This is a genomic window from Ekhidna algicida (genome assembly GCF_051379705.1).
In the GTDB taxonomy this organism is placed as follows: domain Bacteria; phylum Bacteroidota; class Bacteroidia; order Cytophagales; family Cyclobacteriaceae; genus Ekhidna.
On sequence record NZ_CP179868.1, the window covers coordinates 2,325,557 to 2,340,422 of the forward strand.

Here is a 14,866-nt window from a genome sequence, read left to right on the forward strand (position 1 = left end):
GGCCTAAATCTTTTTTAGTTGCACAGTCCCGGGCTGGCATCACATTCTGATTGAGGTATAGGTAATATCAAAGCATCATCAAGTGGGTTCAATCCTGAAATATTAAATCCTGTTCTTCCGGTAACAGCCCAGCGCTTAAGATCATGAAAGAACACCCCTTCATAAATTAATTCTCGATTTCTTTCGATTACCAGACTATCATAAAACGCATCCGCCGATAATGTATCCACAAGAGCTGTCAGACCTGACCGGGTTCTCACTGCGTTAAGATCATTTAACGCACTGCCTGTAACAGGTGAAACAAACCCTCCGTCTTCAAGTGTTGCTTCAGCGCGTGAAAGCAGCAATTCTGCCAATCGAATGACCGGGATGTTAGCATCTGTCCTATAATATTTGGCGGTACTTACGGCTGTCGTATTGATTACATCATTGTAGTAAGCCGCATTGCCATTAATGTCTTGAATAGAAGAATTGATGTTGAGATCTTCTTGGAGACTGTATCGGTCATCGGCAGCATAGAATCCAGGACCGGTTCCAAAGTCACTGTCAAGTATATCATGATTAATATTCAAGGCGGCAAACCCAACTCCTGTGAGAGATGCCAGATGCGCAACCAAGCCTGATCGTGTGGCAATACTACCAGTTGAAGACACAGAATTCTGCTGGATTACAAAAACGTCTTCACTGGAAACATTAGTGTTATTGAATGCATCCATTACATTGGTGTTCAGGGTGTAATTGGGAATCAACTGATTTAGATATACCAATGCAGTACTGAAATCATTTTGCTGCATAGCTATTCTAGCAAGCATTGCTCTGCAAACATTATTATCAATTCTGCCTTCAAAAACACCCAACAATTGTTCTGCGGATTCTAAATCATCAATTGCTCTTGCATAAACCTCCGCAACGGATGAACGGTCCAAATCTGGAATGTCGTTGGCGTCCATTATTTGATCCAATAAAATTGGTACAGCGGGTTGATTGGTGTTGCCAGCTTGATATTGAGGCCCCCAAAATCGTGCAAGTTCAAAATAAAGGATTCCTCTGATCGCTAGCGCTTCACCCTGAATACGATCCTTCAAAGTGTTATTATCTACTCTATCAATATTGGCTAAAATTCCATTTACGATATTGATTGTTTCGTATGCTCTTCGCCAATTCGCTTCTACTCTGGTATTTATGGAGAGTATATCTTTATCCATGAAGTCCTGATAGTTGGGAGCTTCACTTGCTCTCCAGAAAAATATGCTGTTCTTGTTTCTGGCGAGAAGAGTTCCGATGATTTGGAAGTCGCCTCCATATAGCTCACCACCATCGCCACCATCATAAATACCTCCAAGATTAACGTATGCTCCATTTAAAGCATCTTCGAAGTTTTGATCTGAAATGTAGATATCTCCACTGAGTGAGTTTTCTGCATCAATTTCTAAAATATCATCGCACCCTATCAAAAGAACTGAAATGAGGAGAACGAAAAATTTACGGTTAGTTATTTTAATAGTATCCATCTTACAGTCCAATTTTGATTCCTGACATAATAATTCTTGGTTGCGGAGTGTTGAAGTTGTCAATACCTCTGCTTATGTTTTGCCCAATGATACCATCCAGCGGGTCAAAATAACTGACATCTGGATCATATCCGATGTAGTCTGTAAAAGTCAAAAGGTTAGATGCTGAGATGTATACGCTCATATTTCTAAGCCCACCTAAGCTATTTAGCATCGATTCAGGGAAGTTATAGGTTAGCGTAATATTTTTTAACCTAATGTAATCTCCACTAGAAAGCCATCGGCTACTCTGCAGAGGGAAGTTATTTGTAGGGTCCAGTCGAGGGACATTTGTAACATCACCCGTTGCATACCAGCGATCCACCTGATCCAGCGTTTGGCCTAGATTTAGAATTCCACTATTGGATAAAAACTCGCCGGTTTGAAAATAGAGATCCACGCCAGAGACAAACTGAAACATGAAAGAAAACTCAAAATTCTTGTAAGCAACAGAATTTGTAATTCCTCCAAACAGTTTTGGATTGGGATCTCCTACAATCATCCGTGGTGCTTCATTCCAATCATCTGTTGTGCCTCCTTCCCCATCATCATAGAGTGAGTTTCCTGTGTCAGGATCTACGCCAATAAATTTTTTCATGTAGAATACACCGGCAGATTCGCCTTCTCTAAATGCATTGACACCTACGGTCAATGGAGGCAGGTTACCCAAATCTTCAATGGTATTCTTATTTGATGATATATTGAAGTCTGTGGTCCAAGAAAAATCTGCTTTTTGAATATTTACCGTACTCAAATTGATCTCAAAACCTTGGTTTTTCATCTCAGCTACGTTAGCAAGATATTCTGAAAAGCCAGTGTAAAGCGGGGGTGGAACCGGAAACAACAAATCGCTGGTTGTTTTTATGTAATAATCAAATGAGCCACTCACCCGATCATTGAGAATGCCAAAGTCTAACCCAAAATTGAGTTGCGAGGTGGTTTCCCATTTCAAATCTGCGTTGGCAAGATTTGCTGGTTCCAGGGTTGCATTGAGACCATACCGAGAGGACCTGAAATAATTTTGGCGGTATGCAAAATCATCAAGAGGAGTATTTCCTACAAGTCCAAAACTTGCTCTTAGCTTCAAAGTGCTAACAGGCTCTACGTCAAAAAAAGTAGCATTGTGAATCTTCCAACCCGCAGAAACTGCCGGAAAAAAACCAAACCTGTTGCTACTACCAAACTTTGAGCTTCCATCCATCCGTCCGCTCAATTGAAAATCAAACTGATCACCAAGCCCATAGCTTATTCGTGTATAGGCTGATAGGAACACAAAAGCGCTCCCCGGAACACCAGCATCAGTTGGGAAAAAGGTATCATTGAACGTAAATGACGCCTCAGATTTCTGATACGAGCCACCTAAAATGATAGAGAGATTATCACTATCTCTCACTCGATCATTATAAGTAAGCCATCCGTTGAAAATGGTGTTGGTCACTTCTTCTGTACTGGTACGTGTTCGACCTCCACCTGATCCTGCACCATCCTGTGTTTGAGATCCTTGAAAACGATCAGATTCAATATTGCTGATGTCTACACCACCATTAACATCTGCTGAAAGCTTTTCATTAATCTGATATTTAAGCCCAAGGCTACCTATTATACTATTGTTGGTTACGATGTAAGAGGAATAATTAACCTCCGTCAAAGGGTTGTACTCTAAACTACGGACGTCTAACTGAAAGTTATTTGAGGGACTGTATGTATCAGAACCAGGAAGAACTATTGCCTGCAAAGGGAATGCTAAATCCTGATTTTCAGGAAGGCGATTGTCCTTTGTGTAGATGTAGTTAAAATTTAGATTAGCAGAAAGCCGGTCGGTGATCTTGCTATCTAATGAAAGCGATCCATTAAAGCGATCAAACTTATTGCCTATCAAAATACCTTCTTGTGTAGTGTAACCCATAGAAGCAAAATATCCCAGCTCATCGGATCCGCCCTGAAAATCCACGTTAGCTCGCTGGGAAGTACCGCGACGGAATACTTCATTCTGCCAGTCGGTGCTACCGCTTGTTCTCAGCTCATCATAGAACCCAGGAATATTGAGGTTAATTGTTTGACCTACACCGCCACTTGGAACAAATTTCACAGAATCAATTCCTGAATTGTAAAAAGTCTCCAAAAACTGTCTGTCAATCTGATTGTACGTTACACCATCTATTTCGATCACCGGATTAAACACTAAATCATTGGCCAGGTCTTCAAAACCTCTTAGAATAAATTCAAAAGTTTGAAGGAGATTCTCATCGCCACTTTGAATATCTAATTTCTTAGGTGTTTCGCTCACACCAAATTGATAATCTACATTAACCTGCAGGCCACCTTTATTGCCATCTTTTGTATTTATAATAATAACACCATTTGCAGCTCTGGAGCCGTAGATGGCTGTGGCTGAGGCATCCTTTAGAATTTCAATGGATGCGATATTGCTAGGGTTAATATTCGATTGATTTTGTGAGGCAAGAGGCACTCCATCTACAACATATAGCGGTTGATTCGATGCAGTCAGTGACGAACCACCCCTGATTCTTACTTGAGTTGGCTGCCCGAGTGTACCACTTGAGTTTTGTACAAACAGACCTGCGGTAACGCCTTGATTCGCTTGTTCCAGGTTGATAAGAGGAGCGGGACTTACATCTTCTGCAGCAACACTCGAAACGCTGCTGGTGAGTTCATCTTTGCTTTGGGAGCCTATGCCCATGCTCACTACATTACCATCGCCTGAGCCCGATCGCATGCTGACCGAAAGTGAGTTTTGACCGGTTAAATAAACTTTTTGTGTTTGAAAACCTTTGGCAGTGATTATTAGTGTTTCATAGCCATCAGTGAGCTGGATTGTAAAGCTTCCATTTTGATCGGTAACGGTGGCTGTAGTTGTACCGTCAATTTTTACGGTGACTCCAGGTAGGCCATCACCATTTGAGTCAGTGATAGTTCCGCGAAGTGTTACCTGTGCTGAAATGGAAAATGCCATAAGCAACAATGCCAGGCAGGTTAGTATTGGTTTCATAAGGTGGTAGTTGAGTTACTGTCTTAAAAATAGCCAGATTACTTCTTTACGGACATAAAAAAAGGGCAGGAATCGATGATTCTGCCCTTAAGTTCGATTTTATATGCGTATTTACTCGTCTCTTAGTGATTCAATGGGGTTTTTGATAGCCGAATTTGCAATTCGAATTGATGCAATGGTGACGGCAACCATGAGTAGTCCGAATAATGGTACTAGAACTGCGAAGTAACTCGCAGCTTGATACACGGAGAATATGGAGGCCATTAGCAAGTCGATGAGGAAGTAAGATCCTAACGCTCCAAGGGTTGAAAAAATTAACAGCAACCAGAAGAATTGATGATTCATCATAACTACAATTTGCTGGACGGAAGCTCCGAGGACTTTTCTCACGCCTATTTCTTTAATCCGTTTGATGACGTTTAAAGAAACCAATGTATAGAGTCCAATGGAGGAGAGTAATAAAGCCAGAATCCCAAGAAACCTAAACATGGTCTCGATATTATTATTGACATAGTCTGTTCCTGCCAAAGCCTCATCTTGAAACTGTGAGTTGAAAGGTGTATTTGGCGCTACTTCATACCATTTCTCCTCCATCAAGTCACGTAATTCAGTTGACCCTAAGTCGCTTTTGATCACAACAAAATTCATTGCATCCTTTTCTGCTAGCCGAAAGGCTGCTGGCTCAACTGGATTGAAGAAACCATACATGTAGAAGTCCATTACTACGCCCACCACAGACAAGCGTGTACTATCATCAATCTGAACCACCTGGCCAACAGGTTCATTCCATCCCATTTCTTTAACCATCGATTCGTTTACCAGGATGGAGTTCTCACGATCAAAGTCCGCTAGTTCTGAATCAAAGTATCGACCTTCTACGATGTTTAAATCCATGATGTCTTTATAGCCTAGCGAAAAATTCATCATACTTGCTTCTGCCTCCTTTTCACCTGCTCGCAACGTTCTGCTATAGGTCCACCAACCAATATGATGTGTAGTACCATCGACCATTTCGAGTTCAGGCATCTGGCTGACAAGATTGAAATATCTTTCATACTCAGCTTGATTTTCTACTCTTACTGCAAGAATATTATTCCTACGAAACCCTACATCCATTTCAGATTGGTACTTAGCATTATTGCCAAATGCCAAGGAGAAGATCAAAGCGATGATTGTAAACAGGTACTGTAATCCCAAAAGGGTTTTCGAAAACCAGTTGGTTCCGCCAAGCGATAGATTTCCACGCAGAATTTTTACAGGTTGGTAGCTGCTAATGTATAGTGATGGGTAGGCTCCGGCTACTACTGATGTAAAGATGAGCAGTCCAACAAGGAAATAGAAGATTTCCGGATTGGCCAGGAAATCAAGCTCCAAATTGATAAAATCCCACATGGCGCTGTACGCAGGCACAAGAAAATAAGCAATACCTAATGCGACCAAAAGCGCTCCAAATGATAGAATAAGGTTTTCTCCCATAAATTGGAAGATCAATTGTTTACGGTCACTTCCCATGACCTTACGGATGCCAATTTCTTTGAGTCGCTTGCTTGAAATAGCAATACTCGTATTAGTGAAATTGAAACAAGCGATTAGAAGCATCAACCCGGCCATAATGAGTGGTGTAATGACTGCAGGTGTTGGAGGAGGCTCACTAAGCCAATTGGATCTGATTTCCATGGAATTCTGTCCCAGATAGGTCAATTGTTCCAGATAATAGCTGCTGATTTGAAAATCGTCGCGTGCCTCATTTTGAATAGCGATATAATTTTTATTGATGTTATCCAGCAGATTCTTAGGGTAGTTATTCCCCTCAGTCATTACGAAAGTCCCCGAAACAAAACGAGTCCAATCATTTTGTTCAAGCTCTCTGATTTTCAGATAATTGTCCCAGTGTGTGATGGCATTGAAATGGATGGAAGAATTCATCGGGATCTCTTCCAAAACACCACCCACGGTCATCGAAAGCGGTGTTCCATCTTCTTTAATGATTGTGATAAGCTCGCCGGTAGGGTCCATGTCACCAAAATAGACTTCAGCTGTGTTCTCACTCAAAATGATTTTGCTCTGATCAAGTAGCGCTTCTTTATTTCCATATTTGAATGGAAAGGTGAACATGTCAAAAAAGTCATTTTCTGCGAATCCAATGCTTTGGTTGAAAACCTTCAAATCCCTTTTTAGAACCAAACCATTATCAACATACCTCGAGTAATGAGTGATTCCTGCGATCTTACCTTTTAGTTGTTCACCAAGAGGAAGTGGCGTAATGCCATACGGCACATTTCGATCTTGTACAGATTTGTTGATATGGACTTTGTAGATCCTTTCATGGTTCGCATGATTTTTGTCATAATCGGCGGCAAACTTCCAATTGAGATATCCCACAATACAGCAGGCCAACGATAGGCCCAGGCCTATCAAATTGATGAAGACGTAAGATTTGTTTCTGAGAAAATTTCGGATCGTGATCTTGAAGAAATTCTTGAGCATAGTTGTAGCAGTTAGCGTTTCCTACTACAATAGATTACAGATTTAATAAAAGGTTGCGTTTAAACGAAAGAATATGCCCACCAGATAAGCAAGAACTGCAAAGGAAGTCGCATAGCAAGTACCCAAACCATCTTCTTTTTTTTCCACCCTTTCATGAAATGATAGATATTGGCAGGGTACACTGCAATGAGTAAAGCAATCACGCCCCAGGCAGCAATGGATGTGTAGGCTGGAATGAATAATAAGATGCCTAGGATAATTTCCGCAATCCCGCTTAGCCAGTTGATGAGTTTTGGATTTGAAAAGAAAGGGGGAATGATCTTCTCATAGAATTTCGGCATGATGAAATGATTTACGCCTGCAACCACATAAAGAATGGCCATAATCCAAAGGCTGATAGTTTCCATATTCATGTATTTAGCTCTTTTCATGAAAAGATACTTCAAATTGAAGTGAGAATATGGCAATGATTCATACCTGTAAAATCAAATATTGCCTCGTTGCTACATAATGTGTCACTGATGTAGCTAGTCTTTGATATTTTTGTGAAAAAATTAATTGATGAAAAATATAATATTCTCACTTTTTATCATTGGAATGATTGCAGCATGCGGTGATAAAAACAAAGACTATCTGGTCAAAATCAAAACTATACACGGAGATATGACGGTTGTTCTTTATGATGAGACGCCTCTACACAAGAAGAACTTTCTTGAATTGGCACAGTCGGGAGCTTACGACAGTACCAATTTCCATAGGATTATGGAAGACTTCATGATCCAGGGTGGAAATGTTGTGCAAAAAAGCGGTGACACGGAAGGGGCTGATGATCGGATTCCAGCCGAGTTTGTTGATGGCTATTATCATACCAAGGGATCATTGGCAGCGGCACGCCAGCCGGATAACGTAAATCCCGAAAAAGGATCATCTGCAACGCAATACTATATTGTAGATGGAATGTCATGGGAAATGATGTCAACAGATGTTCGCCAACTCAACCAAAGACTGAGCGAAATTCTTCAGGACACTGCCTACAGTGACTTGCTCAAACAATTTCAGGATTTGGCTCGAAACAGAGATTCAAAAGGCATGAATGATTTGGCTATAGCCAATAGAGAACTTGTAGAAGAAAAGTACGGTATCGATCTCACTGTTGATGTATCCGAATATCCGGAAGCATATCAAGGGGTTGGAGGCTCACCATTCTTAGACGGAGAATACACAGTCTTCGGAAAAGTGATTGACGGAATGGATGTTATTGATAAAATCGCGGGAGTAGCTGTACAAAGAAATCCGGTGACGGGGGAAAATTCAACGCCGGTTGAGCCAGTGTATGTAACCATGGAAGTAATGGAAATGAGTAAGAAAAAAATCACTGAAACCTACGGGTATACATATCCTGAATCCGAGTAATGACCACCATATTAATTACCGGGGCGAATGGGTTGCTGGGCCAAAAACTAGTTGGTCTGTATGAAAAACAAGAAGACGTTAAGGTAATAGCAACAGGGAAAGGAAATAATCGTAACGCACCCGGAAAATATACTTATCAGCAACTAGACGTCACATCACTAGATGAAACTAATGAGGTGATGTTAAAGTATCGCCCCAAAGTCGTTATAAATACGGCCGCAATGACGCATGTAGACCAATGCGAATTAGATCCTGCGAGTTGTCAAAAACTAAACGTGGATGCAGTTGCCAACCTTATTGATGCATGTAAGGAAACCGACTCCTTCCTCATTCAGCTTTCTACCGACTTCATTTTCGACGGCACAAGCGGTCCTTATAAAGAGGATGATACACCTAATCCAGAAAGTAAGTATGCAGAAAGCAAGCTCGCGTCGGAGCAACTCTTGATAAAGAGCGGCATCAAGCATGCCATTGTCAGGACGATGCTTGTCTATGGAATTGTTCATGACATGAGCCGGTCGAACATTATCCTGTGGGTTAAGAAAAGCCTTGAAGAAAAGAAGCAGATCAAAGTAGTAAACGATCAATGGAGGACTCCCACATTGGCTGAAGACCTAGCCAAAGGATGTGCATTGATTGCTGAAAAAGAGGCTGAAGGTGTATATAATATCTCTGGCAAGGATTTACTTACTCCATATGATATGGCGATTGCTACTGCGGATTTTTTTGAACTCGACAAGTCTCTGATCGAAGAAGTGGATGGATCAATTTTCACACAACCAGCCAAACGTCCGGCTAAGACCGGATTTATTTTAGATAAAGCAAAGAGGGAATTGGGCTATGAACCTGTTAGCTTTATAGATGGATTAGCCATTTTGAAATCACAACTTGCCTATGTTTGATGTTGTCATCCTCACGGACGAACGTTTCGTCAACCCGAAAAAGCAAAGTGAATACATTGATAATGTGATCACGGAAGACCGAATGGTTATGGAGGCACTCGACAGCCATGGTCTGAAAACTAAAAAAGTTGCATGGTCAGACACCTCATTTAATTGGTCGCAAACAAGGGTGGCCCTATTTCGGACTACATGGGATTATGCTGAGAAGTTCACGGCCTTCAGTGATTGGCTCATGGAAGTCTCCATGAAAACCAAGTTGGTGAATAATTACGAAACGATTATCTGGAATCTGGACAAACACTACCTAGAAGACCTGCAAATGGCAGGTGTGAATATCGTAGAGACACATTTCATTGAACCGGGAGACAAACGTTCACTTCAAGACATTCACAGCGAACTTGGGTGGGAGAGGACAGTGCTGAAGCCAGCCATTTCAGCAGCGGCTAAAGACACCTTCAAGCTAAATCCCGATGACAGAGGAAAGTTTGAAAAGCGCTATCGAGAGCTCATTAAGGATGAGGCAATGATGCTGCAGCCTTTCCAGGATGATGTAGTAGCTCGAGGAGAGATTTCGCTAATGCTAATCGGAGGTGAGTATACGCATGCGGTTTTGAAAGTGGCCAAACCGGGTGACTTCAGGGTTCAGGATGACTTTGGAGGCACGGTAGAAGACTATTCACCATCACCAGAAGAAATTGATTTGGCTATTGCAGCTGTAAATGCTTGTGAGAACATGCCACTCTATGCACGAGTCGACATTGTCAATGACAATAATGGCAATCCGGCAGTATCGGAACTCGAGCTGGTAGAACCTGAGATGTGGTTTCGTAAGAATGAAGAATCCGCTGAGCTGCTCGCCGAGGCGATTAAGAAATTATTTTAAAGGCAATACGCTCTCCACTTCTTACCTGAGATAGAATTCCCAAATCTTCGTCTAATACTTTTCCGATTCTTGGATATCCTCCGGTGGTCTGGCAGTCATTCATGAGCACGATCGGTTGACCATTTTGAGGAAGCTGAATAGTGCCCGGAAGTACTGCGGATGAAGCAATTTCTCTATAATCGCTAGCCAATTTTCCATTCAAGCGAATTCCCATACGGTTGCTTGATCCATGAATTTTAAAGGATTTGGAGCCTGGCAATTCTTTCAATAATTCCCACTCAGGTCCCTTCATTATTTGAATGGCAACATCCTGATCGTTTCGTTCAGGGATAGTAATTCGCTTCACCTCTCCATTTGAATCATCAGTTTCCAGCACATCGCCAACCAGGAGTGCTTTCCCACACAAGCCTCCAAAACCCGCCCTTGGATAAGTGGAAACGCTCCCAAAATCTTTTTTGGCTGTTATTCGACCACCGATAGCCAGATAGGCATACACATGATCCGGAGCATCTATTTGCAGTATATCTCCCGCCTCAAGAGTAAGGCCTCCCGCCTTCTTTTCTCCATTTAGTTTGATATTAGCGCCAACAGCTGCAATGCTGGATGCCTCCAACGCTTCCAACTTCATTCCCATCATTGCGATTTCAACAACTGGAAAGTCATCCGGATTTCCGACCATCTGATTAGCTGCAATCATCCAATCTTTATCCATAGCTCCAGATTGAGGAATGCCATACCTTCGGTACCCAAATCTGCCAAAATCCTGGATAGTCGTTAGTGGGCTTGTCTGTATCACCTTTACTTTTCCCATGTTGCAAACTCTTTTGCTGTGATGCGATAAAAGCAATATTTCATTCCAACATCGATCAACATGGGTTTTGGCTTACTCGCATCAAAAATTTTTAAAGGTGTACGTCCAATAATATTCCAGCCACCCGGACTTTCGAGCGAATAGATTCCGGTCTGATTTCCAGCTATCCCTACTGAACCTGCAGGGGTTTTGGTTCGTGGATTCTCTAGTCGTGGGCAAGCAAGGTTTGCATCTAATCCATCGGCGTAAATGAAACCAGGTGTGAAGCCAATAAACAATGATCGATACACGCCTTCCAAGTGTAACTCAATCAGCTTTTCTGAAGAGAGATTTGCGTGCTTCGCAATACGATCTATATCCAATCCTATTTCGTAGCAGATTGGAAGCTCGATCATGTTGGCAGAACTAGCATTTTTATGCCCTTTGATTGATGTGTTAGCCAATATAGAAGTCAGTTCGGGAATAGAAAGTGAAGTGAAAATGGCTATAGAGTGATAGGTGGGCACTATATCATTGAGTTTCTCACCAAGGATATCTGTTATAGCGTGACTGCTTTGATGTATTATTTCTATGGCAATGGAACTTACACATTCCATGAGAATGACTCTCTCGCCCAAAAGAGAAAGGCGCCAGGATATGCTATTAAATAGCAGCGATTTGGATTCCTTTACTGACAAGGTGCTCGTTAATTTCTTTGGCTAAAGTTACGGCTCCTTCCGTATCTCCATGCAAGCAGATTGATTGAACACTCAGCTTCAACCAACCACCTGCATTCACACGCCCATTCATGGCTAATTCTTCCACTTGTTTTAATACTTCCTGTGGATTAAGCACAGCACCTTGTTTTGTCCGTGATCTCAAAGAGCCATCCGATTCATATTGCCGATCAGCAAAACCTTCCGCGATAAACGGATGCATGTGTATTTGGGCAACCGACTCAGATGCTGAATTTGCCAATCCCATCCAATAGACATTAGGTGCTACCTCCTTTATCACATTCAAAATAAGTTCTGAAATGAAAGAAACTGCTGCTGCATGATTGTAAAGCGCTCCATGAGGTTTGATGTGATGCAGATCTACATTTTCTTCATGGCAAATGCGTTGTACCAATTCAATTTGCTCGGCTATGCTGTCGGCCAATTGCTGCGGCTGCATCTGAATGATTTTTCTTCCGAAATTTTCACGGTCAGGATAGGATGGATGCGCCCCTACTGCTGCGCCATTTTGCTTGGCCAGCGTGATCGTCTTTCTTACCGAGGATTCATCACCAATGTGTCCTCCGCAGGCGATGTTGCACGAAGAGATGTAAGGCATGATTTGTTCATCCAAATCACTGTCCGGATGTTCTCCAAGGTCTGCATTGAGATCGATGGCTACTGACATCAGATAAAGGTAAACACACTATTCAAGCTTCTGAAACTCACGATTAGACTCACCAGCACAACCAATCCTGCCAGCGCATTTTGCCAGCCTTTGTTCACATACCTATCAAGGAGCGACTTCTTGTTGCACAAGTAAATCAAAAAGATGACGATGATGGGGAGCAAAATACCGTTTGCTACTTGGGCCACTTGGATCACCTGGATTGGCTTGTATCCAGCCATGGAAAAGGCGGTTCCCACAGCAAGGATAAAAATCCATACGGCTCGGAAACGTAAATCAGTTGTCTCTACTCTCCAGCCAAAAATCCCCTGAGCAGTATATGAAGCGGCAAGGGGCGCAGTAATGGATGAAGAGATACCGGCCGCAAACAGACCTGTTGCTAAAAAGTATTTAGCCCAGCTACCAAGCAAAGGCTCTAATTGCAAGGCCATTTCGCGGATGCCTGAAACGCCTGTACCATAGATGGTCGCTGCGCTTGCAATGACGATGGCCATGGAAATCAATCCTCCGAGACCGATAGCTACAGCATTCTCTTTTTGCAACTCACCCAGTTCCTCTTTTTTCTTCCACTTTTGACTCACCGACGAAGCGTGTAAGAATAGATTGTAGGGTACGATTGTTGTGCCGATCAGGCCTAAAATGGCCAGTTGATTTTTCTCTGTCAATGAAGGTATCAATAAACCTGAAAATATCTCAGAAAGATCTGGCTTTACGATAATCGCCGTAAGTAGGAAAACGATGCTCATGATGATGACAAGCACAATGAGTACGCGTTCGATGTGCTTGAATTTTCCCATAAAAAGTATGGCAAAAGAAATCACTCCAATGATAAATTGCCATGGTAGCAGATCACCAAAAACGCCCTCAATGCCAAGCACTGCTCCTGAAATATTGCCTGCCTCATACGCTGCGTTCCCAATAATGATGGCGGTAAAAACTAAAACAATAGCAATGGTTTTAGCTATTGGGTTTTCAATTTGAGCTCGGAGTGCCTCACCCAATCCTTCCTGAGTAATTAAGCCTAAACGGGCAGTCATTTCCTGTAGTACGATGGTCGAGATGGTTGCAAAAAGCAAAACCCACAGAAGCGTATAACCAAAGTTTGCTCCGCTGAGTGAACATACTGTCAGCGTGCCCGGGCCAATAAAGGCAGCGGTAACTAGTGTACTAGGCCCAAAATATTTCTTTAACCAACTCATACGTATCCTATTTCGGGGGTAAGTTGAACTTTACTTTTTACAAACTCGCCTGATCCGTGTGCAACCACCTTACCTTCCTCATTAAGCAATTCAGACTTGCCGATAAATGAATAATCGGAGGAAGAGGTAATAGTGCCTATGGCTTTCAGTTTTCCTCCGGCGACTGGTTTTTTGAAATGAATATCAAATGATTTGGTCAGAACAAAGACATCAGTAACGACCGAGTTCACTGCGAAAAAGGCCGCATCATCCAGTAGCTTGAAATAAACTGAGCCATGGATTGCACCAAGTGCATGAAAGTATTTTTCATGAATTGTCAATCCAATTTCCGCGGTGCCTTCAGCAATTTTTGCTGTCGTGGAATCAAACATCATGGTGTTGACATTGGCCGACAAATACATTTGCTTCAGCTTTTCGTAATGACCTTGATTCATACCTTTTCATGTATTTTAAAATTGAAAGAAACTGTCCCTTCTGATCTGTTACCTACTGGATAGCTTTTCTCCATGAAATCCACATGCCCATCATGATCAATGGTGATAGCTGTGGAGCAGCATGTACCGTAATCCGGCGTTCGAATGCACATGGCGGAGAGTGCTTTTTCACGCTCATAGTCCAATCCAGTTTCTGGAAGTTGATTGTCTTGCGCTGTGGTGTCATCCTGCATCATTGCGATAAGATCCTCCAGGGTGAAATTTGTCTGGATAACTTCACTAAACCTTCGCTTAGCGCGGGTTACTTTGGGCCATGGTGTATCTAATAGTGCATTGCTAAGCCCGTAAATCCCTGGCCCCAAGGTGTTGACTTTCTTTTCATAATTGCTGACATGCACAAGCCCTTGTTCGAGCACCAACAGGTTAAATCCATTGTAATTTCTTCCCGCCTGATTCACTTCCTCCGCGTAGCTTTCAGGCGATTGATCGCTTAAAAGAAAATTTACGGGCAAGTCTCCTCTGGATTGTGCTTCCGGCTTGATGTTTTTGATATCGCGATAATTGGTTACAGCCGCAAAGCGTCCGTTTTTATGGAATGCCATCCAGGTACCAAGTGCTTGTAAATCTCTTCCTCCTAAAATTTCATTGTGGTCTTCCCACCAGTCAACAACTGCAGTCGGACGAGCGTAGAATTCATCGCGATTGGCTGCAAGGATAAACTTGTATTTTGGATGAGCTTTGTATGCGAGCGTGATCAGGCACATGAATGGATGCTTTGAGATGAATGGTCTAAT

13 protein-coding genes are annotated in these 14,866 nt (G+C 42.3%); 3 read left to right on the forward strand and 10 right to left on the reverse strand.

Annotated features, from left to right (window positions below; genetic code table 11):
* Positions 1 to 14: 14 nt before the first annotated feature.
* The 4 genes from ACL8WY_RS10125 to ACL8WY_RS10140 form a co-directional block, all read right to left on the reverse strand.
* A complete protein-coding gene (locus ACL8WY_RS10125; protein ID WP_436514600.1) occupies positions 15 to 1,511 on the reverse strand; it encodes a RagB/SusD family nutrient uptake outer membrane protein in 1,497 nt (498 codons plus the stop codon).
* A gap of 1 nt (position 1,512) precedes the next feature.
* Positions 1,513 to 4,560 carry a SusC/RagA family TonB-linked outer membrane protein gene (locus tag ACL8WY_RS10130; RefSeq protein WP_436514601.1) on the reverse strand — a complete coding sequence of 1,016 codons (3,048 nt, stop codon included), beginning with the start codon at positions 4,558 to 4,560 and terminating at the stop codon, positions 1,513 to 1,515.
* Positions 4,561 to 4,671: 111 nt separating this feature from the next.
* Complete coding sequence (locus ACL8WY_RS10135) at positions 4,672 to 7,047, reverse strand: FtsX-like permease family protein (protein ID WP_436514602.1); 2,376 nt, start codon at positions 7,045 to 7,047, stop codon at positions 4,672 to 4,674.
* A 59-nt stretch (positions 7,048 to 7,106) separates the two neighbouring features.
* Positions 7,107 to 7,478 carry a DoxX family protein gene (locus tag ACL8WY_RS10140; protein ID WP_436514603.1) on the reverse strand — a complete coding sequence of 124 codons (372 nt, stop codon included), beginning with the start codon at positions 7,476 to 7,478 and terminating at the stop codon, positions 7,107 to 7,109.
* A gap of 130 nt (positions 7,479 to 7,608) precedes the next feature.
* Here ACL8WY_RS10140 and ACL8WY_RS10145 point away from each other — a divergent pair, with 130 nt between their 5' ends.
* The 3 genes from ACL8WY_RS10145 to ACL8WY_RS10155 are packed head-to-tail and all read left to right on the forward strand — an operon-like array spanning position 7,609 to position 10,245.
* Positions 7,609 to 8,460 (forward strand): peptidylprolyl isomerase, encoded by an 852-nt coding sequence (locus ACL8WY_RS10145; RefSeq protein WP_436514604.1) that lies wholly within the window; start codon positions 7,609 to 7,611, stop codon positions 8,458 to 8,460.
* Entirely contained in the window at positions 8,460 to 9,362 is a 903-nt protein-coding gene (locus ACL8WY_RS10150) for an SDR family oxidoreductase (RefSeq protein WP_436514605.1), read from the forward strand. Before ACL8WY_RS10145 ends, ACL8WY_RS10150 begins: the two co-directional genes overlap by 1 nt.
* Positions 9,355 to 10,245: an ATP-grasp domain-containing protein gene (locus ACL8WY_RS10155; RefSeq protein WP_436514606.1), complete on the forward strand. Its 891-nt coding sequence runs from the start codon at positions 9,355 to 9,357 to the stop codon at positions 10,243 to 10,245. Before ACL8WY_RS10150 ends, ACL8WY_RS10155 begins: the two co-directional genes overlap by 8 nt.
* Here the strand turns inward: ACL8WY_RS10155 and ACL8WY_RS10160 are convergent.
* Genes ACL8WY_RS10160 through ACL8WY_RS10185 form a run of 6 tightly spaced genes read right to left on the reverse strand, consistent with a single transcriptional unit; the run spans position 10,229 to position 14,836 of the window.
* Positions 10,229 to 11,056, reverse strand: coding sequence for a biotin-dependent carboxyltransferase family protein (locus tag ACL8WY_RS10160; protein WP_436514607.1), 828 nt, complete (start codon positions 11,054 to 11,056; stop codon positions 10,229 to 10,231). The two genes, ACL8WY_RS10155 and ACL8WY_RS10160, sit on opposite strands and share 17 nt — an antisense overlap.
* Positions 11,044 to 11,733: a 5-oxoprolinase subunit B family protein gene (locus ACL8WY_RS10165; protein WP_436514608.1), complete on the reverse strand. Its 690-nt coding sequence runs from the start codon at positions 11,731 to 11,733 to the stop codon at positions 11,044 to 11,046. Before ACL8WY_RS10165 ends, ACL8WY_RS10160 begins: the two co-directional genes overlap by 13 nt.
* A complete protein-coding gene (gene pxpA / locus ACL8WY_RS10170) occupies positions 11,699 to 12,439 on the reverse strand; it encodes a 5-oxoprolinase subunit PxpA (RefSeq protein ID WP_436514610.1) in 741 nt (246 codons plus the stop codon). The genes ACL8WY_RS10165 and pxpA overlap by 35 nt, the downstream gene beginning before the upstream one ends.
* Positions 12,439 to 13,638 (reverse strand): Nramp family divalent metal transporter, encoded by a 1,200-nt coding sequence (locus ACL8WY_RS10175; RefSeq protein ID WP_436514611.1) that lies wholly within the window; start codon positions 13,636 to 13,638, stop codon positions 12,439 to 12,441. The genes pxpA and ACL8WY_RS10175 overlap by 1 nt, the downstream gene beginning before the upstream one ends.
* Positions 13,635 to 14,072 carry a PaaI family thioesterase gene (locus ACL8WY_RS10180; protein WP_436514612.1) on the reverse strand — a complete coding sequence of 146 codons (438 nt, stop codon included), beginning with the start codon at positions 14,070 to 14,072 and terminating at the stop codon, positions 13,635 to 13,637. The genes ACL8WY_RS10175 and ACL8WY_RS10180 overlap by 4 nt, the downstream gene beginning before the upstream one ends.
* The gene (locus ACL8WY_RS10185) at positions 14,069 to 14,836 is read right to left on the reverse strand and encodes an NRDE family protein (RefSeq protein ID WP_436514613.1); all 768 of its coding nucleotides are present in this window, start codon (positions 14,834 to 14,836) and stop codon (positions 14,069 to 14,071) included. The genes ACL8WY_RS10180 and ACL8WY_RS10185 overlap by 4 nt, the downstream gene beginning before the upstream one ends.
* Positions 14,837 to 14,866 lie beyond the last annotated feature (30 nt).